This is a genomic window from Phycisphaerae bacterium (assembly GCA_028714855.1).
In the GTDB taxonomy this organism is placed as follows: Bacteria; Planctomycetota; Phycisphaerae; order Sedimentisphaerales; family Anaerobacaceae; genus CAIYOL01.
The window spans coordinates 211,138-232,377 of sequence record JAQTLP010000001.1 but is presented as its reverse complement, the minus strand read 5'-3'; the positions used below and the strand labels follow the sequence as shown (position 1 = coordinate 232,377).

Here is a 21,240-nt window from a genome sequence, read left to right as displayed (position 1 = left end):
TGTATGTCTGGTACTTTCCGAGTTCTACGCCGGCCCCTGGTCGTTGTTATTATCCCCGAGCATTTTTCTCAGGTATTCATTTTCCCGGCGAGTGGCTTCCAAGTCGAAAAGCTGGTACTTAATGCACACCCGCAAATAGTCCAGCGATTCCTGCAGACTGTTGACGCTCTTTTCGAGCTTCTTCTGGCTTTCGCCGGCCTGCTGGGCCAGCATAGCTAACTTTCTATATTGCGAGTCAGCCGTTCCCCCGAATTCCTTGACCAGTTCTTTAAGCTTGTTTTCCAGTTGCGCCTCGTCCATCACAGTGCTCCTCACGTAACAAACCTTCCTTCTCCTCTTATTTTTACAGGGCCTCCCTGCCTCTTGTTCTAAATAAAATAATGCAAAATTCATACCAATATGCTGCTAAAAGTCCATGCCGAAAAATCCTTCTTTCCAACCCCATTAGAAGTCTCCCAAGGCAACTTGAAGTAACACCTTTAAGCATTATCCCGATGCATTGGGACATAACCCCTGTACGGATTAAAACTGTGCGTAGCAAAAAAGCGACGCCGTGTATTTGCCTGTTTTTTCCAACCATCCGTAACAGCTTTGGTCACAGTTACTTACATCAGCGTTGCTTATTATAAACGCCCGGCCGCACAAACAGCGCTCGGTCGCCATAGCTTTGGAGCATCGGCGACTTTTTTAGTTGCAGTTTCCCTGTTAAAACGACTATAATATCTGAAGACTCGTCTCGGCGAAGACCGAGCCGCAGCCGGATTGGTTGCATAAAATCCTTTTTGAAAAGGGCTGATTATGAACCTAGGAAAAGATAGACCCTTAGGACGGTTTAAGCCGTATTTCATCATTATCCCTGTCGCATTACTCGCTGTGGTCCTGCTCGTGGTCCTTGCCGACACATTCCTGCCCCCTCAGTTAGGAAGCAGGATATTACATCTCGCATGGCTCCTCGTCGCTCTGGTGCTTTTGGCAGCGGTCATATTGATACTCACAAAAACATTTAAACTCTTCGACTCACTTGCGGAAAACAACACGAAGCTCGAAAGAATAGCCGAGCTGCTGGAAAAGAACCGCTCCGTTCTGACTCAAATCAGCCAAAACACCCGCCTCAGCGAAGCGGCAAAGGCGATTGCATTCCGCGACGCTGATATACAGGCGCTAAGGGAGGCTGTGTTTGATAAGCTCCAGCAGCAGGATTTCGAGGCTACTTATGAAATAATTGATGAGGTTGCCCGTCACATAGAATACGCGAGTCTGGCTGAGCAGTTACGGACACAGGCAAACGATTACCGCGATGCAACCGATGCGGAAAGGGTAAACCAGGTCATATCGCATATCGAGAAGCTCTTCGACAGCTCTCAGTGGGCCAAAGCAAGCACCCAGATTGAAAGATTAATCAGAGATTTCCCCAAAGCCGAAAATGCAAGAGCAATGCGGCAGAGACTGCTCGATAAAAAAGAGGAGCGAAAAAAGATATTGCTCAACGCCTGGGACGATGCCATAAAACGCCAAGCCACCGACCGAAGCCTGGAGATTCTAAGAGAGCTGGACCTCTACCTCACTCCGAATGAAGGGCTGGCTTTGCAGGAAGCTGCAAAGGACGTTTTCAGGAACAAGCTGCACAACCTCGGCGTCCAATTCTCCCTGGCTGTGTCTGGAAAACAATGGGAAAAAGCTATTGCGGCCGGCGAGCAGATTATCCGTGACTTCCCGAACAGCAGAATGGCCGAGGAAATCCACGAAAAGTGGGATATTTTAAGACAGAAAGTCGGCCAGCAGAATAGTTAACGCGGATAACGAAACGGGGGCGATTAAAAACTCGCTTTTCACTACTGAAAGTCGAATAGTGACTGCGTCTTAATCATCGTTACCTGGTCTGGATAAGCAGCGAACGTGTGTATGTGCAGCTCGGTTTGTCTGGCCTCGAAGTCAACATAACAGAAAGGCTGCAGGCCTCCGATTTCCAGATCCGGAAATTTAACAAACACGCCGCGATTTCGGGCAAAACCCTCAAGGTCAATATGGCTCTGCCGATACAGATTGGGACTCATCTTCTCAATCTGAAAATCGGTCATATAGCTCACACCTCTGCTCAAAGTGCACTTGTGAGAGCGCGGGCCATGAAATTGAAAACGCTCAATCAGCCCTCGGCGCGGAAGCATCTGTCCCGGCGAGCTTATTACTTCGCTCAGACAAACGTCCCCGGCATAAACGCTGATAACGTGGGTGCATCCTGTAATCCAGATATCAGCTTCGTATTTGCCGGTTCTCAGCTGCCGCTTTGCGTAAATCTGGAAAAGCTCCGGGTGCAGCGGTCTCTGAAAAAGACTGAGTGTCAGCTCTTCAATTGCCACATTGATTTGCGGTAATTCCATAGTTAAAATTTCCCCGCTCTCTATACTAAAGGCGTTCTGCTTATTCTGAACGCTATTATACAAAAAATCCCCTCTTTATTCAAGCGCAATATCAGTATTGATAACGCTTGTTCTCTCGCTTATAGGACGATGATTTCACAAGTTACGCAAATCAAAAGAGTAATGATGGCAAGGTTTTTTTGAAAAAAATCAAGAAAGACAAACTATCTTATAATTTTTCAGGGCTGTGTAAAAAAGGCATTCATAAAAACCGCGATAATATCGTAAAAGGCGTGAGCGCCTGCTGTAATTCCGAAGCCGCGAATAGCAAAAAGAACGGCAAAATAAATACCGGCGATTGTCCTGAAACTAAACTCCGCCCAGTTGAACGGACTGCTCTGGATAAATTGACCTCCCAGAAATACTATATGATGATACGCGCCGAACAGTGCCGCTGAAATAAAAACTGAAAGTATAATTGAAACCTTGTGGCCAAGCTGAAAAGCGTCCTGAAACAATATCATCAATGCAACAATCAAAATCAGCCGGAAAACAAGCTCCTCATAAATTCCCGCTCCTATGCCGGTAACAACGTTGGCCAGCAGCTCCTGCCATTTCCCGTCACCGCCGCCGTCTTCCTCCGCCGTAGGCAGGCCCCAGTCGCCGTCTTCGGCAGAAGGCGCGGGGGCGACCGAATAGCACCTTAAAATCGCGGCCGTTTGTGTTCTTGCCGCGCTGCTTGCGAATTGGTCGGCATCGCTCTGCCGCTGAATCGAACCGCTCAAAAACATGCTCAAAACAATCAAGGGCACCGCAAGCAAAATACACTCAATTGCCATCGGGAAAATATCACCGAACCAAAACCGCCATCCTTTGCGCGACGCCACCTGTAATGCCAGCAAAATCACCACGACCGCCAAGGGGGTTGCCGCCCACCCGAACTTGCTGCCAAACCCCAGATATGTGAGAAAATCCTGCAGCCAGGAAAATGCCACCACTCTACCAAGCCAGTAACGCCGCAGTAAATCGGTATTGATAAGAATCGTGCCTAGCTCATAAAATGCGATGAACGGCAGCAGAAAAACTATGGCGTAAATTGGCCGGCTCGTCCGTTCGAAATAGGAATCCTGCGCGAAGTTAAATAATTGGCTGACGCTGTATCTCTTCTCTTTCATTTTGCCTTCGAATGCCAAAAATCAGTTGACTGCACGGCTCAAATTTCGGAGAGTTTACTTTAAGTGAATCGAAATTACAATAGCCAAAAATAACCTTGTTACATGGGAAAAACTGCCGCAATGCTAACTGAGCAACTGACTGAAATTTATCAACTGCTCCTCGACCGCTTCGGCCCTCAGCGCTGGTGGCCGGGCGAAACGGCCTTCGAGATAATCACAGGCGCCATACTGACCCAGAACACGAACTGGGCAAATGTCGAAAAAGCGATAGCAAATCTGAAATCCGCTAATCTGCTGACCGCCGAAAAACTCTACCATCTCGATGTCTCTAAGCTGGCCGAGCTTATCCGGCCGGCCGGTTATTACAATATAAAAGCAAAACGGCTCAAAAACTTCCTGACCTGGCTCTTTCAGAATTACGATGGCCGGCTGGAAAATCTTGAAAACCTCGACACCGGTCGTTTAAGGGCTGAGCTGTTGGCCGTAAAGGGCATCGGCCCCGAAACCGCCGATTCTATTCTGCTTTACGCTTTCGGAAGACTCTCATTTGTCGTAGATGCCTACACCGCCCGGGTGGCTGTTCGCCACGGATTAATCGAGCCGGATGCCGATTACGAACAACTGCGGGATTTATTCCAATCTAATCTGCCGCAGGAACCGCAGCTTTTCAACGAATACCATGCACTATTGGTAAGAATCGGCAAAGAATTTTGCAGACCCAGCGCCAAATGCCCCCGCTGCCCGCTGGAAAAACTGTCGCATAACCCCGGCGACGAATACCTTTAGATGAGGCGGGTAATATATATTTGATTCGAAATGCTCTTTGCTCGAACGGGATTAAACCGTATGATATTGCTCTTGCAGACAAGAGGTAAGCCAGAATGAAGCCAGAAATTCTAAACGTAATTTCCCGGTTATCTAAATACGCTTTACTGGCGATTGCCGCCCTGTATGTTATTGTCTATCTCGTCCTTGTTTTCTTCCGGATTCAATACCCCTTCGAATTAGAATGGATGGAAGGCGGCTCGCTGCATCAGGTGACAAGAATACTCGCCGGGCAAAAGTTATACGTTAGCCCGTCACTCGAATTTGTGCCGTATATATATACCCCTCTTTACTTTTACGCTTCGGCTCTTGTATCAAAAGCCCTCGGCGGCGGTTTCGTCCCGCTAAGACTCCTCTCTTTCATCGCCTCTTTAGGGTGCTTCCTTATTATCTTTCTTATCGTTAAACTGGAAACAAAAAACAGCTTCTTCGCCGTTCTCGCCTCCTGCCTGTTTTCAGCCGTTTTTAAAATAAGCGGCGCTTTCTTCGACATCGCCAGGGTAGATTCACTGTTTCTTTTTTTTCTGCTGGCAGCGCTATACTTAATCAAATTCAAAGATTCGCCAAAATCGCTCATCTTAGCCGGGGTACTCGTTTCGCTTTCTTTCCTGACCAAGCAGACGGCGATGTTGCTTGCCGCGCCAATAATGCTCTATTGCGTTCTCATAAACTGGCGCCGCTCTCTTTTCTTCATCGGTACCATATGTGTAATAGCAGTGGCAAGCACGCTGGTCCTCGATTACATTCATGATGGATGGTTCAGCTATTTCGTTTTCACGCTGCCTGCTCGGCACACTGCAAACCTCCGGATGTTTGCCCGCTTCTGGTTTGAAGATTTAATACGACCGCTGCCAATCGCGCTTGTGGCATCAATATTTTACATATACGTCCAGTTCTTAAAATCGAACAAAAAGAACTTACTCTTTTACTCCGTAATAGCCGTCGGCGCCCTCGGGTTGTCTTTCATGGCAAGATTAAATAGAGGAGGTTATCCCAATGCGCTGCTGCCCGCCTACGCAGTCATATCTATCCTGTTCGGGTTGGCGGCACATACCGCCTTTCAATCTGCTCTGCCTAAACCTGACGGCAGAAGAAATTTAGAGGAAATATCTGTTTGTCTCGTCTGCATCGTGCAATTTTTTCTGCTTTTTTACAACCCCTTTAAGCAAATTCCGACCCGCAATGATTTAGAGGCAGGCAAAAAGCTTGTCAGCACCATACAGCAAACAAAAGGCGATGTATTTGTTCCCTGTAACGCATATTTGCCTGTCCTCGCCGGTAAAGACTGGTATGCCGACGAATCGGCTTTCGCTGAGCTTGTCGGCATATTCGGAGGAGGCTCGACAGAGCAGGGCGAAAAGTTTATGAATGAGCTGCGCCGGGCAGTAAAAGAAAAAAGATTTGACGCAATTATCATTAATGCCCCCGGCGACACCTGGCTTATGCAGTTCCGTAAAGAGGTGGAAAACCATTACGCCTTAAAGCGCTTCGTCTTCGATAATAAAACCGTCTTTTGGCCGGTTACAGGCAGACGTATAAGGCCGGAATACCTGTATGTTCCAAAGACCTATGGCATAAATCGGCTACCTGCATTGTAAGCCGCCTTAGGCGGACAGGTCTGTGAAGGCGGTTTTGAAGTCGTAGACGTCGTTGAAATCGTCGATAGAGTCGGTCGGCTGGGCGCTCATCCACCCGTGTTTTATCATCAGATAGACAATTTCGCCGAAGTCGCGAGTTGTTTTTATGTTCCAGTTGTTCAATACGAGCAATGCCAGTCCGCCCCATTTTTCGACAGCTAATTTCCTTAGTCCCTCGCAAAGGTCGCTTCCTGTGATATGGCTGGGTTCGGTGGCAGTTTTTTTCGCGGTGTAGCCAAGCCCCTCATAAACGAACTTCAGCGCCCCAGCGCTGAATCGGCCGTCTTCTTTGGCAATTTCCTCCAACTTCTTTTTCATGATTTGTTTTTTTAGTGCACGGTCTGTCCGGGTTCTGCGCCGGGGTCAACAGTGAGCATAAAAATTTCTTTTCCGCCTGCCCCCGAAGCGAGAATCATTCCTTCCGATACGCCGAATTTCATTTTGCGCGGCTGTAGATTGGCGACGCAAACAACGAGTTTACCCACAAGCTGCTCGGGGGTATATGCCTGTGCTATACCGGCAAAGACATTTTTGGTTATCCCGTCAATATCGAGTTCGAGATGCAGGAGTTTATCTGCGCCTTCGACCTTTTCGGCCTTTATGACTTTGGCGATTCGCAAATCGATTTTTGCGAAGTCGTCAATAGAACATTCCGGTTTAATCGGCTCGGCGGGGACTGCCGCGGGCGCCTGAGGGGCTTTGGATTCTTTGCTTTCTTCTATCATAGCTTTGACCTTTTCTTCGTCAACTCTTTCAACTAATCGCGGGTAATCGTTTATTTTGTGGTTTTCCAATACCATCTCAACGTCGGAAAATTTCAGTTCTGCGACATTTAGAAATTCCTGCACCTTTTTGGCATAAGCGGGCAGGACCGGCTTTAGATAAATCGTCAGAATTTTCACAGCGTTTATTATTGCCGTGAGAGTTGTTTGCGTTTTTTCCAAATCGGTTTTTACGGTCGCCCACGGCTGGTTCTGCTCGACGTAACGGTTTGCCTCGTCGGCCAGAGAAGTAATTATCCGGATGACGGCGGCGTAGTTGAGGTTTTCGTAGTTTTCTATGATTTCCGCTTTGGCCTCGGCGAGCTTTTTTATTAATTCCTTGCCTTGGCTATCTAATCGGCCGAGTTGACCGTCGAATTTTTTTGTAATCATCGGGACCGAACGCGAGGCGAGGTTGGCGAGTTTTCCGACCAAATCAGAATTGATTTTGTTTATAAAATCTTCCGTGCTCAAATCTATATCTTCGACGCCGCCGACCAGCTTGCTCGCGTAGTAGTATCGCAGGTATTCGGGATTGAGATACTTCAGATAGGTGCTTGCCTTGATAAATGTCCCGCGGGATTTTGACATCTTCTCGCCGTTTACCGTCAGGAAGCCGTGTATGAAGAGCTTGTTTGCGGTCCTGAAGCCCGCGCCCATCAGCATTGCCGGCCAGAAAAGGGCGTGAAAATAGGTAATATCCTTGCCGATAAAGTGATAAAGCTCGTATTCGGGGCCATTCCAGAGCTTGTCGAAGTCAAGGCCGTTCCTGTCGCAATAGTTTTTTGCCGAGGCCATATACCCGATGGGGGCATCCAGCCAGACGTAGAAGAATTTATTTTCTTCGCCTGGTATTTTGAATCCGAAATATGGGCCGTCTCTGGAGATGTCCCAGTCTTTCAGGCCTGTCTTGAACCACTCTTCGAGTTTGTTTGCGACCGATTTCTGGATATGTTCCGCAGCAATGAGGTCTCTGAGGCGCTCTTCGTAATCAGCCAGTTTAAAGAAGTAGTGCTCGGACGTCTTCAGGGCAGGTTTGCTTCCGCAGGTTGCACAGTGGGGATTAATCAGCTCGGTCGGGTGATGTGTTCCTCCGCAGACTTCACAGGAGTCTCCATACTGGTCTTCGGCCTTACACTTTGGGCAGGCGCCTCGAATGAATCTGTCAGGAAGAAACATCCTGCAGCTTTCGCAATATGCCTGTTCGATGCTGCGTTTTACGATTGAGCCGGCTTTGTTGAGCGAATCAAAAAAAAGCTCGCTGAAGCGTTTATTTTCCGGCGAATGTGTTGTGTAATAGTTGTCGAATTCAACGAGGAAGCCGTCGAAATCCGCTTTGTGCGCTATGTGCATTTGTTCGATTAGCTGTTCGGGGGTTATCCCGGCAGCTCGTGCGCTTATCATAATTGGGGTGCCGTGAGTGTCATCGGCGCAAAAGTAGAGACATTCGTTACCGCACATCTTTTGAAACCGAACCCAGATATCGGTTTGGAGATATTCAACGAGGTGTCCTATGTGTATGGGGCCGTTTGCATAAGGCAGGGCTGACGTTACAAGAATTTTGCGAGGCATAGCGTTTCCTTACTGCTTTGTATCTTCCTTGTCGTCCCGGCCTTCGCCATTTGCAGAATCGCTTTGCTCTTCCTTTTCGATTGGCGTCGAGGAAATTTCCTCAAGCTCATCGACGGGGACGGCGGTTTTCGTGCCGTCGGCGTGTTCTATCATAACAAGCTGAGTTAGTATCTGGGTATCGACGACTCTCCCCTGGCCATCTTTGGTTTTTACAATGGTGTTCTTTCTCGGCAGGCTCCTTTTAAGGTCGGTGTATGTTTTGTCCTCGTATCGCAGGCAGCATTTAAGTCTTCCGCAGTATCCGGAGATTTTCGAAGGGTCAAGCGTCGCCTTCTGCATTTTGGCCATTCGCATATTCACCGGCTTCAGCGCCTTGAGAAACCTTATGCAGCAGCATTCCTGTCCGCAGCTTTCTATGTCACCGAGCAGGCGGGCTTCGTCGCGCGAGCCGATTTGACGCATTTCGATTCTTGTCTGCTGTTCGCGCGCGATTTTCTTTACAAGGTCGCGGAAATCCACACGGCCGTCGGACATAAAGTAGAAGATGAGGCGCTCTCCGCCAAATATGTGTTCTGCCTCGACTATTTTCATCGGCAGCCCTAATTCTTTGGCAAAACGCTGGCAACATTTGAGCTCTTCTTCTGATATTTTCCGCAGATGCTTTTCTTCGCTTATATCCTCAGGAGTTGCGTAACGGATGAATTTGCCCGCCTCTTCGACAACAATGTCGATCTCGCTGTCGTAAAAATATTTTTTAGTTTGCTCCGGACTTAATCTGAATTGCCCTGCCCTGTAAGGGCAGGATTGACCTACGATACGGCCCAGCTCGAGGCCCCTCTCGGTTTTTACGACGACGCGGCAGGGCAGTTTGGGTATGTTGACTTCGTGGTGCTCGAACCAGCCGAGAGTGTTCATTCGGCCGTAACTGACCAGCATGTATTTTTTATTTTTTGCCTGCTTGGGCTTTATTACCGTGATTTCTGTCATATCAAAGCCTATTTTTAGCGTTCTCGCCGCTATTCTTAAACTCTCATTGTATCAGAAACTACGAGGTTTAACAATAGCTGTTCGAAAATAAGCTTTTCGTTGACGCTGGATTCAATCCAGTGCATCGTTGTATAGGCATCGGCGATTTTTTCGGCTGACTGCTCAGGGCGGAAGTGTTCGGCTATGCTTTTTATTTGCTCCGGCTGGTCGGAATTGATAAGCCCCTGCGGCCCAGTAATAGTTAGTTTCATTGCATCGTGCAAGGCCGATATGATTATCTGCACAATGGTTTTCTGTGCCCTGCGATTTATATCTGTTTTGCTGACGGCCTCGTCGAGTTCTCCCCAGGCCTCGGCGATTTTCTTGGCTTTGCCCAAAAGCTGTTCAGCCAAGTCTAAACTATCGGCTAATTTATATGTTGAAAGAGAATTGAGCAGCTCTTTTTTGATTTGGTAAAGATTTGCGCCGGCCAGCTCGAGCTGTGCCCACCGGCAGCCCTGCCCTAAACTGCCACCGGCCAGATGCGCGAAGTATTCGGCCTTTTTGCTGTCCAGCCCCACCGCTTTCAGCCGGTCAAATATCCTCTCTGTGTCGATGCGCGAGAAGCGTATTGTCCGGCACCTTGATCTTGTAGTGGGAAGAAGTCTTTCCATTCGTGTGCACAGCAGGATGATTGTGCAGGCCTCGGGCGGTTCTTCGAGGACTTTCAGCATTGCGTTTTGCGATGAGGCATTTAGCCGTTCAGCTTCACTGATGACGTAAACCTTCCTTTGTGACAAGGTCGGCCTGGTCGATACTTTTTCGATTAGAAATTCGCGGATGACAATAATTGCCAAATCGACGGGTGTTTTTTTGTCTTTATTACCTTCTGTAAACTCGAGCAGCTCTTTGTAGATATGATTGAAGTCTGGATGCGAGCCGGCCTCGAATGACAGGCAGGATTGACAGGCGCCACAGCTATCAGCGAAGCCGTCTTCCGCAACAGGATTTTTACAAAGCAGCACCTTGGCCCATTCGCGTGCGGTCTTGAATTTGCCGACGCCTTCGGCGCCGGCGAAAATGTACGCGTGGGGCATCTTGTCCGCGGCTAAGCCGCGCTGCAGAATTGAAATCGCCTTATCCTGACAGAAAATTTCTTTAAGTGACATTGTGGGTTAAAACTTTTTCTCAATGGTGGTTATTATTTGCTTGTGGACTGTTTCAATATCATCGGCAGCATCAATTACGGCAAAATTGCTTAAGTCTTCGGCAAGCTTGAGAAAACCTTCGCGGACTTTTTTGTGGTAACTGTCGCCTTTTTGCTCCATCCTGTCCAGATTTTTCTTGAGCCGCGTCGCTGCCGTTTCCGAATCGACATCGAGGATTATTGTCAAATCAGGCCAGGGCCTTTCGAGGCAGTCTTTTGCAATTTTTATGATGCGCTCGACGCCGAATCCGCCGGCAAAGCCCTGATACGCGCAGGTGCTCGAGAGCCATCTGTCGATAACGACGCATTTATTTTGTTTTAAGGCCGGCGCTATCTTTTCCCGCCAGAGCTGAACCCTTGCCGCCATATAGAGCATTACTTCTGCTTCTGTGCTCATCGCGACATGCTCGGGCTTGAGCAGGATTTGGCGGATTTTCTCGCCGATGGCTGTTCCGCCGGGCTCGCGGAAGATTTCAACCACAACACCCTGTTTTTTCAGCCAGTCGGCCAGCAGTTTTGCTTGCGTGGTCTTTCCGCAACCGTCGGGACCATCGATAACTATGAATTTGCCTGCGAATTTTTCGTTCAACGTTTATTCCTTGTAGTTTCTATTTGTGTACTTTTGTAAATCTTCAAAATTTAAATCGTTAGAAGGTTCGTGGTTATCAAACACTAAATTCTGAGAGGCCACAAATCTAACAGCCATGACGGCTATCATCAAGTTGATAAAATATGTTACCAGAAAAAAACCGGTTCTCAAAATATATTGTGATTGTGCCGTTGAACAGGTAGCGCCCCAAAAACAGTGCGACAATATTGACCCCAAAAGGCCAATAGCAATGTTAGCAAAGTACAAAAGGACTAATTCTTTTGCATCCGATAACTTGTACCGCCTGAACAATTTGAAGCTATCAAAAACTGTGCAGCCTAATACGATTATTAAAGCCGGTATTAACAGTATTAGTTTAATTAGGGCTAAACTTATACAAACAGGATATAATGTATTAAACAAAAAAACAATATGTGGGGACATCGTATTGCTTGGGATAATATATTTATAGACCAATTTGGAAAGCAATAGAAATGAGAGCATAAAAGGTAGCGAATAAATCAGATGCAACACGAACATTCTCCAGAGAAAACGCATGCCTGTCCGCAGCAGAACCAACAGTGATTGTCGTTTTGAGCATTCTAAATAAACTGTCCTGAGAAAGCCGCAGCGAAGCAATGTTTGAATTAATAAAAACAGTACTGATAAAAATGGAATTACTAAACTGACAGTTCGTATTGATTTTGGTCTTAATGCCGTGAGAAGTCTACTTGATATTATAATCAAAAGACCAGCACCAATAATAAGCACTACCTCCGGCCAGCGGACTTTGAGGATAGCGAGTGTTTTTTTGATTTCGGTCATTTTATTTAGCCAGTTGGAAGTTTTCTTCACCGACCAGCTGGCGCATCTTTCTGCAGAATTCGAGGTCGGGATTGACGGAAAGGCCTTTGTTGGCGGCCGCGTAAACTTTGCCTTTTTCAGTTCTTACCGCTACATAAACAGGGCTTTGTCCTCTGTGGTGCTGGCAGATGGTTTTTATCGCCGCCACCTTTTCTTTGGTGACGTCTTCAGCGTTCAGTCTTATCTTTACTTTCGCTGCCAGATTTTCCCTGACCCGCTCGAGCGGTATCAGTTCAATGGCGATGATGTTGGGTTTCTCCCTTCTGTAATCGAGTTTTCCCTTTACAAAGACAATAGCATCTTTGAGCAGCATTTCCGCGAATTTAGTGAGCACGTCCGGGAACATGACAACTTCGACCTGTCCCTGCAAATCTTCGAGCGTAAAGACGGCCATTTTTGCCCCGGCGTTTCGCCCTTTTTGCGTGATGTGGTATCTGATTTTGTCTATCAGGCCGCCGATGACGACCTGTTTATCCTGCGTGTGGCCGGCCAATTGCGAGGTGTCAAGCGTGGAATAAAGGTTTATTATCTCGGCGTGATGGCTCAAGGGGTTGCTGGTTACATAGAAGCCGAGGACCTCTTTTTCATAAGCTAACATCTGCGGCTCCGGCCAAGGGGTGGCATTGGGCAGGCGTTCGTGGTCTTTCGAGTAATCGGACTGGCCAGATTTCCCGAAGAAATTCATCTGGCCGTTTTGTTTGTCGGCCTGGAGCGTGGTGCCGATTTGCATCGCCTTTTCCATGCCGGCCAGCATTTGTGCCCGGCTTCCTCCGAGCTTGTCGCAGGCGCCGGCTTTTATCAGGGCCTCGATCACCTGTTTGTTGGCTGCCCTTAAATCAACGTTTTCGCAGAAATGGAACAAGCTCTGGAACCGGCCTACTCTTTCGCGTGCGGCAATGATTTGCTCGACCGCCTTTTCGCCGATGCCCTTGACCGCGGCAAGGCCGAAACGTATTACGCCTTTTTTCTCTTCGCCGTGACCTTTGTAAAGCGGCGTGAAATCGACGCCGCTTTCGTTGATGTCCGGCGCCAAGACCTCGACATTCATTTTCCTGCACTCGGTGATATAGCTGACGACCTTATCGGTGTCGCCCATTTCATAAGTCAATAGCGCCGCCATATACTCGACAGGCCAATAGGTTTTCATATAGGCCGTCTGATATGCGATGACTGCGTAGCGGGTCGAATGGCTCTTGTTGAAGCCGTAGCCGGCGAAGCGCTCGATGAATTCGAAAATCTGCTGCGCCTGACTTTTCGTCAAACCTTTATTGGTGCAGCCTGCCACGAACCTTTCTTTTTCCTTGGCGATGGTTTTGGCCTTCTTTTTGCTTATCGCCTTGATTAGGCCGTAGGCTTCCCGCAACGGTATATCGCCTAAGCGGTTGCAAATCCGCATCACCTGTTCCTGATAGACCATAATGCCATAGGTCTCATCGAGGATTTCATTCATAATCGGATGCGGCAAACGCCATTTTGCCCCGTGCTTTCGGTCGACGTAATCCGGGATTAATATCATAGGGCCCGGGCGGTATAGCGCGTTTGCGGCGATGAGGTCTTCGATTCTGTCAGGCTTCATTTTCATCAGTAAGTCCTGCATGCCTCCGGACTCGAACTGGAAAACGCCTTTTGTTTTGCCGCTGGAGAATAGTTCAAAAACCTTCTGGTCGCAGAAATCGATTTTTTCCAGGTCGATGTCCCGCTTGTGAAGATTAGCAGCCAATTGACGGGAACGCTCCAGGACGCTAAGGGTCTTCAGTCCCAGAAAGTCCATCTTCAGCAGCCCGACTTTTTCAACCATCGGCCCTTCGAACTGGGTCACGACGTCGTCGGAATCGGACGCCTTATAGAGGGGTATAAAATTTGTCAATGGCTCATCGGCAATGACAACCCCGGCAGCATGAACGGACGCGTGGCGGGTGAGGCCTTCGAGCCTTTTGCAGATGTCGATTACCCTTCTGGTTTGGTCGCTTTGCTCGTAGGCTTGTTTTAATTTCGGCTCAGTGTCCAAGGCCTTATCGAGAGTCATGCCGAGAGAATCAGGGACAAGCTTGGCTAATGTATCGGCCTCGCTAAGCGGCACGCCGAGCACCCTGCAGATATCACGGATAACAGCCCGCGCCTTCATTGTTCCGAAAGTTATGATTTGTGCGACATGGCCGTATTTCCGGCGGACATAGTCGATGATTTTGGCCCTGCCGACCTGGCAGATGTCGATGTCGATATCCGGCAGCTCGTTGCGCTGCGGGTCCATAAATCGCTCGAAAAGCAGGTCGTATCGAATCGGGTCAACATCGCACAATCCCAGGCAGTAACCCACCAGTGTCCCCACGCCGCTGCCCCTTGCACCGACAGGGATATTGTTTTCGTGGGCGAAATTACAGAAGTCCCAGACGATAAGGAAATAGCTGGCGAAGCCTTTCGATTCGATTACCTCCAGCTCTCTGTCGAGCCGTTCTTTTATCTTGTCCGTAATTTGGCCGTATATTCGCTCGGCACGTTCGTAGCATAATTTAGTGAGAAACTTTTCGGCGGTTGTGCCGTCGGGAGGTTTGAAACGGGGGGCGTGGCGCGTTTTTAAATCAAGCTCCACATTGCATCGCTCAGCGATGGCCAGGGTATTGTCGCAGGCCTCGGCGGCCGGCCCTGTGAAGAGCGACCGCATTTGCTCGGCATCTTTTAAGAAAATATCTTTCGGATAAATCATTCTGTTGGGGTCGGCGGCGTTTCTGCCTGTGCTTATACAGCATAAACAATTGTGCGCCTCCCAATCATCTTCCTGCAGGAAATGCACGTCATTGGTTGCGACCAGACCCAGCCCCATTTTTTTTGCAAGGTTTATCAGCGCCTCGCGGATATGCGGGTCGTCGTTTTCGTGGCTTTGGATTTCAATGAAGAATCTGTCGGGGCCGAATATCTTCAAATAGCTTTCTGCGGCGGCTTCGGCCGCCCCTTCATCGCCTCGCGCCAGCAGCGCAGCAAGCTCGCCTTTCAGACAGGCTGATGTAGCTATCAGTCCGGCGCTTAACTCGGCGAGGATTTCCTTGTCAATTCTGGGACGATAGTAAAATCCTTCAGTAAATCCGGCACTTGCCAGCTTCAGAAGATTTTGATAGCCGGTGTTATTTTCAGCCAGAAGGATTAGATGAAAAGCAACGTCGGTGATACTGCTTTTTTGTTTGTTGAATCTGCTGTTCGGGGCGATATATGCTTCTATACCAAGTATCGGCTTGATGTGGCAGGCAAGGGCTTTTGTATAGAATTCGACGGCGCCGAACATATTGCCGTGGTCGGTAACGGCTGCGGCATCCATTTCCAGTTTTTTGCAGCGCTTGAGCAATTCGTCGGGAGATATTGCGCCATCGAGCAGCGAATATTGGCTGTGCAGGTGAAGGTGCGTAAATCCTTTATTTGGCATAAGTTAAGCAATTCCTTAAGAGTAAAACTGTATGCTTATAATAGAGGCTGGATTTGGCTGTGTCAAGGGTGTGTAGATTTTGAAGCGGTTTGTGAAAACAAGGGCTGTAATTTGAAGTCCCCGGGCGGTTAAAAATCGGTCATCTGCGGTGTATTTTAGTTGACATTTAACAGGTAAGCAGCTATATTTTGATGTTTTAGATAACGAGAGTGTCATACAGTTGAACCTATTATTATGATATATGATTCCCCGCTGTGAAGCGCGTTGCTTAGCGGTTGAGGAATTAACCATATTTACAGGAGAAGATAAAAATGTTCGTGAAAACACAAAGAATGAGCATTGCGTTGTTGGCAATACTTGTGGCAGCGCTTTTCGGTTCAGTCTGCTTTGCGGATGAAGGCGAAGATGCCATAGCGGGCGGTGTTGTCATCGCCACCAAAGATGCTAATGGTGTTATAACAGCAGTGCAGTTGGCTTCAGACATAGGCGATCTTAATGTTGAGCTCGATGCGACGGGTTTGGAGCTCGGTGCAATGGACGGCCAGAATGTCGAAGTCACCGGCGTGCTAACCGAAAAAGACGGCCAGAAGTGGATTAAAGTGACATCTTTCGAAGTTCCTGAGTAAGAAGAAAAATAAACCCGCGATAATTTAGCGGGACTGGACATCAGTCCGGAGCAGCTTGAGGCATTACGCCGCCGCAGTTAAGACAGTATTAGCTGCGGCGGTTTTTTTACGTGCCGGCTACTTTGTTGAGAATGCACAAGCTGTTTGCGGCATTTAAATCAGGCATCGATGGGTAATCGCACGGCAGGCAAACGGCGGTTGTGCAAGCAAAAAATGCGCAAGTCATTTGTTTGCAGCATGTTATCATATTTCCGCCCGCCCCCTCCAGAGTTCGCCAGAAGTGAATTTTCTGGTTTTAAAGAACAGAAAAAATTGCGAAAAATTCCACATTTTTCTTGAGTTTAAAAAAAAATCCTGTATATTGTACACTCTGTACAAAGCGGGACACACGCACTGATAGGTGCTTTCCTGTTGTCCTAAGTACCATCTCTTACGGTATTTTCCCAATGTTACTGAAATGTAGCGGTTCTCTTGTGGAAGATGTGTATGCTTCTTGAGAAAACTGCAAATATGTAAGATATATTTGGAGGTAAAGAAACATGTTGACGAAGAAGAATTTGGTAAAGCTTGCGGTTGTGTTAATCGCAGGGACTGCACTTTTGAACACAGTATGCTTTGCTGCTGAGCCAGCCCCAGGGGCGGAGCAGCCGAAGATGGTCAAAGTGCAGGGTATGGTAAATGTTACCATGGACGTAAATGAAATCACTAAGGTGACTTTGGTAACAAAAGATAAAGTCGTTTACGACGTAAAACTGGACGTAAAAGGCATGGAGCTTGGCAAAACAATGGCCGACAAGGAAGTTGAGGTCGAGGGGCTCGTTTCAAAGAAAGGCGTACACGAGTGGATAAAGGTACAAAGTTATAAAGCAGTTGAAAAAACACCGGCCGCCAAGACCAAGTAAACAGTAAAGAAACTACGGGTAAGAATTAAACCGCTATGAAGATTTGTTTCTTCATAGCGGTTTTTTATTTTAACAGCATAAAACAGACCCGGAATTTTACGCGGCGGCAGCGCCGCCTGATTTTAACCTGATACCTTTTTCCAGGCGCTTCTTTGAGTGGCCCTTAACCCGGAGACAATAGTAACTATCAGTGTAATCGCGAATGTTATGGTTGTGAACCAGTATCCCCAAGTGGCGGTCTGGACGTGTGCTATTTTTATTACCACTGTTCCTATTGCAAAGGACTGTAAAAACATTTTGATTTTTCCGGATGCTGTGGCGGCAAAATTGATGCCGCGAGCTTCGGCAATATGACGCAGTGCGGTAACGTAAACTTCTCTTAAAATGATAACCCCCGTTATCGACCATTGTATAGCGGCCATTGCAGCCGGCGCGAAACCGAAAAGTTTCGGCTCGCCGATTATCACAAAGCATATAAATGCCCCGCATACCAGGACTTTATCTATTAATGGGTCAAGCATCCGCCCGAACTTGCTGGCGACATTTAGCTTTCGGGCTATGGGGCCGTCTATCACGTCGGTAAGGCCGGCTATGACAAAAATTATGAATGCGTAGTCGAGAAAATCCGGAAAAGGGCGTTCGCCATCAGTATAATACCGCGGCGACATCAAAAGCATAACCAGAAAAATGACGGTTAAAACAAGCCGTCCGAAGGTCAGAATATTGGGTAAATGTTTAATCATACCGGTAATTTTAGTTTTTTTTCATCGCAATACAATGCTAAATTTGCTCGACGACCAAATCATAGTTTTTTGTGCCGATGACTTTCGTTTCAATGAATCGGCCGAGGCTTGCCGAGCAGCTTTTTATAAAGCAAACGCTGTCGATGTCGGGCGCCTGGCCGTAAAAGCGTCCCTTTGCGGCGCCTTTTGCTTTAACAGAGTCGACAAGGCAGGTAAGCTTGCTGCCGATTCGGTTTTTGTTCTTCGCGAAAGCGATTTTCTGCTGGGTCAGCATCAGCTCTTTGAGACGCTGACGTTTCACCCTGTCCGGGACCTGGCCAGGCATCTCTGCGGCGTCTGTGCCTGATTCGGGATAGTACTTAAAGGCGCCAAGCGCATCGAATTCAGCCGATTTGACGAAATCCAGCAGCTCGTTAAATTCCAGATCGGTCTCGCCGGGAAAACCGACGATGAGAGTGGTTCGCAGCACAGCATCCGGCATATTTGCCCGCAGTTTCTCAATAAGACGGCAGATGCGCTCCTTTGTGTCTGGCCGGCGCATATCCTTTAAGATTTTATCGTTTATGTGCTGGATTGGAATGTCGAAATAGTGGACAATTTTTTTGCTTTCCGCGACTGTTTCAATCAGCTGGTCCGTTATCCGCCCCGGGTATAGATACATCAATCTAATCCACGACAGTCCCGCGATTTTTTCAATCTCTTTTACCAGCTCCGCCAGCCCATTTTTTATTTTCAAGTCCATGCCGTAGTTAGTGGTGTCCTGCGCTATGATGTTTAATTCGACCGCACCTGAGGAAACCAGCTCCGCGGCTTCATCGAGGATAAGTTCTTTGGGCTTGCTCCTGAACGGGCCTCTTATTGCCGGTACTGTGCAAAAAGAGCAGCGGTGATTGCAGCCATCGCTGATTCGCAGATACGCCCAGTGGCGCGGAGTAATAAGCAATCTGGTTCTGTCGTCATTGATTTCGTCCGGCAAATGACCGAGAAAAGAGGCCGGCTTTTTCGAGCGTATGGTTTTTTTGATTATCTGTGCTATCGAATCCCGCCGGCCGAGGCCGACTATGGCGTCGATGCCATTTGCATCCTTGAACAGCTCCGGTCCCGACCTTTGCGGCAGACATCCTGCGACAATCACTTTCCTGACGGTGCCGCTGCGTTTGCACTTTATAGCGTGCCTTATTGCTTTGAGCGCTTCGGTCCTGGCAGGAGCGATAAAGCCGCAGGTATTGACGACAACGACATCAGCCCGCCATACGTTTGACGGGTCTGGCTCGGTTATTATCAGGAAACCCGCTTTTGCGATTTCGGCCAGCATCCTTTCGCTGTCAACCATGTTTTTAGGACAGCCAAGAGCTATAAAGCCGACAGTTCCTCGGCTCTGCCCGGATTTTTGGTGTTTTTTCTTTCTCATGGCAGGGTAAAAGTAGCAGAAAAACGCCGCCTGGTCTAATATTTTAATTCAATTTAGGCGCTTTACACTTTAAGAAAGTGGAGGTATACTGGGTATCACTATATGCAATTTAGAGTTTTTAGTTGAGGGACCGTATATGGAAAATTTTGACGTCAACAAAAGCTCCTCCGATCGTAACCTCGATAAACCAATTCCTTTTGACAATAGTGTTTCCCATGCGCCATTGGATTTAGGCGGCGGAGGTGCTGCGGCGCCTAAGATTGAAAGGCCTGCTATGCCGCCATCGGCCATGATAAAGCCTGCGGAGAAGGCATTGGCTTCCACAGAACGAATTACCGGTGTTAAGACTTTCTTTACAAAACTGCACGGCGGCGCTATTGAGTTCCTCGATGAGATGATCTCCAAATGGCTCAAAGACAACCCGGGCATCTCCATCAGACATACCAATGTAATTACCGGTGAGATTCAGGGAAAAAAGACCGAGCCAAATCTTATCGTTATGGTTTGGTATTGAAAATCGCCCCATCGGCGGTAAAGGGTCTGTCGTCGTCGTTCTCAGAGCAGCTCGTCGATGGCCTCAGCTAAGATTTTTTTACTGGTTAAGCCGACCCACTTCTTTTGAACCTCGCCGTTCTTGAATAAAATAATAGTCGGTATCGCATTTATACCGAATTCCATAGCGCTGTCACGGGCATCGTCCGTATTAAGTTTGCAGATTTTGGCCTTGTCCGCATAATCGTCCGCAACTTCTTTGAGGATCGGAGCCATCATCTTGCACGGTCCGCACCACGGTGCCCAGAAATCGACCAGCACCGGCACATCAGAACTGTGAACAACCTCGTCAAAATCAGCGTCAGTTAGCTCAGTTATGTTACCAGCCATTATTTTATCCTTTCCGATGCGACCATTTTGCAAAAAAAATACAAAACAGGTCGGCTAATTATTTTCCGATGAATGAAAACATTTTAGTGATGAAAAGAGGCCCTGTCAAATGTTAATCCGGCCGCTGCAGATTAATTTTCCGCCTGTTGTTTGTCGGCGGATTCTACTTTTTCGTATTCTGCTGCCGAGGCCCCGTGCCGGCTTTCAGGCGGTATTTCGGATATCGGAATAGGCGGTTTTTCAGGTTGTTTCACCTCAACGGATTGTTCGTTATTGGCCTCAGTAAGGGTAAAAATGGCCTTTTGCACCGCCTGTTCGGCGTTTTCCTCCGTCAATGGCCGCAAATATATTGAACTATCCTGCTGCTCGGCGCCGACCAGCTTCTCCCGAACTAATTCGAGAGTCGCCAGAAATAATCCAATCATTACTATCCGTCTGGTTCGTCCCTCAAATATTCGTTCGAAACTCATCGCGCCTTCTGTTTGCAAACGGTGCAGAATTTCTATCTGATACAAATCAATCGGCGTATCGTCCTTGATATGACTCACATCGAAACTGGCCCCGCTGGTGGCCTCGACGATTGAGCCGAATGCTTCGAGCAGGTCCCAGATGCTCAACTGTTCGATATCAACCTCCGGCTCGTCGCCTGGCTTTAGCTGCTCGATAATTGTCCCCGGCCGTACGAACCGCTTGTTCGTCTCATCCGCTGCGGCGCTAAGCAGATTCGCAGCGTCCTTGAACTTCTTATATTCCAGCAATTGCCGTATCAGCTCCGCCCGCGGGTCTGCTAAATCCTCGCTGCCGACTGTCGCATCTATCTCCGTTTTCGGCAGCAGCATCGCAGATTTTATCTGTAGCAATGTCGATGCCATTACTAAAAAATCGCCCGCTAAATCAATATCCAGATTTTGCAGCATCTCGATATAGCGGACGTATTGGTCGGTTATCTCCGCGATGGGGATATCATAAATATCTACTTCCTCCCTGCGGACAAGATACAGCAGTAAATCCATCGGCCCTGCAAATATATCCAGATTTACGCGATAATCAGCCATTTATTGTTCCTCTTCCTCTTCAAATTCCAATTCCTGTCCCTTGCTGGATTCCAGAATTTCCAGTGCCTCTTTGGCCCTGCTTTCGAGCACCTGCAGCTCAGGCCCTTCAATAGATGGAAGCCCGCCATACATATTTGAAGCATTTGCGCCTGTCACAATGGCCTCAACTCCGGAATCTGCCAGTTGTTGTTTTGCCAGCTCCGCTTCGATGTAGTTTCCGAACTGTGCTATTTTAACGAGTCTATCACCCATT

Annotated in this window: 20 protein-coding genes; 6 read left to right on the top strand and 14 right to left on the bottom strand. The window is 48.1% G+C overall.

The window, feature by feature from the left end; translation table 11 throughout:
* Positions 1-24 precede the first annotated feature (24 nt).
* On the bottom strand, positions 25-300 hold the full coding sequence (locus PHG53_01070; GenBank protein MDD5380218.1) for a hypothetical protein: 276 nt from the start codon (positions 298-300) through the stop codon (positions 25-27).
* Between the two features lie 498 nt (positions 301-798).
* Here PHG53_01070 and PHG53_01065 point away from each other — a divergent pair, with 498 nt between their 5' ends.
* Positions 799-1,791 carry a hypothetical protein gene (locus tag PHG53_01065; GenBank protein ID MDD5380217.1) on the top strand — a complete coding sequence of 331 codons (993 nt, stop codon included), beginning with the start codon at positions 799-801 and terminating at the stop codon, positions 1,789-1,791.
* 41 nt (positions 1,792-1,832) lie between these two features.
* Here PHG53_01065 and PHG53_01060 read toward each other — a convergent pair whose 3' ends face one another.
* Together PHG53_01060 and PHG53_01055 are read right to left on the bottom strand one after the other, a co-directional pair.
* Positions 1,833-2,378, bottom strand: coding sequence for a DUF2617 family protein (locus PHG53_01060; protein ID MDD5380216.1), 546 nt, complete (start codon positions 2,376-2,378; stop codon positions 1,833-1,835).
* Positions 2,379-2,596: 218 nt separating this feature from the next.
* The gene (locus PHG53_01055) at positions 2,597-3,532 is read right to left on the bottom strand and encodes a CPBP family intramembrane metalloprotease (GenBank protein MDD5380215.1); all 936 of its coding nucleotides are present in this window, start codon (positions 3,530-3,532) and stop codon (positions 2,597-2,599) included.
* Positions 3,533-3,652: 120 nt separating this feature from the next.
* Here PHG53_01055 and PHG53_01050 point away from each other — a divergent pair, with 120 nt between their 5' ends.
* Both PHG53_01050 and PHG53_01045 read left to right on the top strand, forming a co-directional pair.
* Positions 3,653-4,318 (top strand): endonuclease III domain-containing protein, encoded by a 666-nt coding sequence (locus PHG53_01050; GenBank protein ID MDD5380214.1) that lies wholly within the window; start codon positions 3,653-3,655, stop codon positions 4,316-4,318.
* Positions 4,319-4,413: 95 nt separating this feature from the next.
* Positions 4,414-5,955 carry a glycosyltransferase family 39 protein gene (locus tag PHG53_01045; protein ID MDD5380213.1) on the top strand — a complete coding sequence of 514 codons (1,542 nt, stop codon included), beginning with the start codon at positions 4,414-4,416 and terminating at the stop codon, positions 5,953-5,955.
* 6 nt (positions 5,956-5,961) lie between these two features.
* On the opposite strand, the gene PHG53_01040 is transcribed toward PHG53_01045, so the two are convergent.
* From PHG53_01040 to PHG53_01015, 6 genes are all read right to left on the bottom strand, one after another.
* The gene (locus tag PHG53_01040; protein MDD5380212.1) at positions 5,962-6,312 is read right to left on the bottom strand and encodes a hypothetical protein; all 351 of its coding nucleotides are present in this window, start codon (positions 6,310-6,312) and stop codon (positions 5,962-5,964) included.
* Positions 6,313-6,323: 11 nt separating this feature from the next.
* On the bottom strand, positions 6,324-8,327 hold the full coding sequence (gene metG / locus PHG53_01035; GenBank protein MDD5380211.1) for a methionine--tRNA ligase: 2,004 nt from the start codon (positions 8,325-8,327) through the stop codon (positions 6,324-6,326).
* 9 nt (positions 8,328-8,336) lie between these two features.
* On the bottom strand, positions 8,337-9,314 hold the full coding sequence (gene ricT / locus PHG53_01030) for a regulatory iron-sulfur-containing complex subunit RicT (GenBank protein ID MDD5380210.1): 978 nt from the start codon (positions 9,312-9,314) through the stop codon (positions 8,337-8,339).
* Positions 9,315-9,349: 35 nt separating this feature from the next.
* Positions 9,350-10,462: a DNA polymerase III subunit delta' C-terminal domain-containing protein gene (locus PHG53_01025; GenBank protein MDD5380209.1), complete on the bottom strand. Its 1,113-nt coding sequence runs from the start codon at positions 10,460-10,462 to the stop codon at positions 9,350-9,352.
* 6 nt (positions 10,463-10,468) lie between these two features.
* Entirely contained in the window at positions 10,469-11,089 is a 621-nt protein-coding gene (tmk, locus tag PHG53_01020) for a dTMP kinase (protein ID MDD5380208.1), read from the bottom strand.
* Between the two features lie 826 nt (positions 11,090-11,915).
* Positions 11,916-15,368, bottom strand: coding sequence for a DNA polymerase III subunit alpha (locus PHG53_01015; GenBank protein ID MDD5380207.1), 3,453 nt, complete (start codon positions 15,366-15,368; stop codon positions 11,916-11,918).
* Between the two features lie 311 nt (positions 15,369-15,679).
* On the opposite strand from PHG53_01015, the gene PHG53_01010 reads away from it, so the two are divergent.
* Together PHG53_01010 and PHG53_01005 are read left to right on the top strand one after the other, a co-directional pair.
* A complete protein-coding gene (locus PHG53_01010; GenBank protein ID MDD5380206.1) occupies positions 15,680-15,994 on the top strand; it encodes a hypothetical protein in 315 nt (104 codons plus the stop codon).
* 539 nt (positions 15,995-16,533) lie between these two features.
* Entirely contained in the window at positions 16,534-16,896 is a 363-nt protein-coding gene (locus PHG53_01005; protein ID MDD5380205.1) for a hypothetical protein, read from the top strand.
* Positions 16,897-17,018: 122 nt separating this feature from the next.
* On the opposite strand, the gene PHG53_01000 is transcribed toward PHG53_01005, so the two are convergent.
* Both PHG53_01000 and rimO read right to left on the bottom strand, forming a co-directional pair.
* Positions 17,019-17,639, bottom strand: a complete 621-nt coding sequence (locus PHG53_01000; protein ID MDD5380204.1) for a CDP-alcohol phosphatidyltransferase family protein — start codon at positions 17,637-17,639, stop codon at positions 17,019-17,021.
* A gap of 37 nt (positions 17,640-17,676) precedes the next feature.
* Complete coding sequence (rimO, locus tag PHG53_00995) at positions 17,677-19,050, bottom strand: 30S ribosomal protein S12 methylthiotransferase RimO (GenBank protein MDD5380203.1); 1,374 nt, start codon at positions 19,048-19,050, stop codon at positions 17,677-17,679.
* Positions 19,051-19,186: 136 nt separating this feature from the next.
* Between rimO and PHG53_00990 the strand changes: the two genes are divergently transcribed.
* Positions 19,187-19,564 (top strand): hypothetical protein, encoded by a 378-nt coding sequence (locus tag PHG53_00990; protein ID MDD5380202.1) that lies wholly within the window; start codon positions 19,187-19,189, stop codon positions 19,562-19,564.
* 41 nt (positions 19,565-19,605) lie between these two features.
* Here the strand turns inward: PHG53_00990 and trxA are convergent, their stop codons facing one another.
* From trxA to PHG53_00975, 3 genes are all read right to left on the bottom strand, one after another.
* Positions 19,606-19,932 (bottom strand): thioredoxin, encoded by a 327-nt coding sequence (gene trxA / locus PHG53_00985; protein ID MDD5380201.1) that lies wholly within the window; start codon positions 19,930-19,932, stop codon positions 19,606-19,608.
* Between the two features lie 131 nt (positions 19,933-20,063).
* A complete protein-coding gene (locus PHG53_00980) occupies positions 20,064-20,987 on the bottom strand; it encodes a segregation/condensation protein A (protein MDD5380200.1) in 924 nt (307 codons plus the stop codon).
* Positions 20,988-21,239: a DUF2007 domain-containing protein gene (locus tag PHG53_00975; protein MDD5380199.1), complete on the bottom strand. Its 252-nt coding sequence runs from the start codon at positions 21,237-21,239 to the stop codon at positions 20,988-20,990.
* Between the last annotated feature and the right edge of the window lies 1 nt (position 21,240).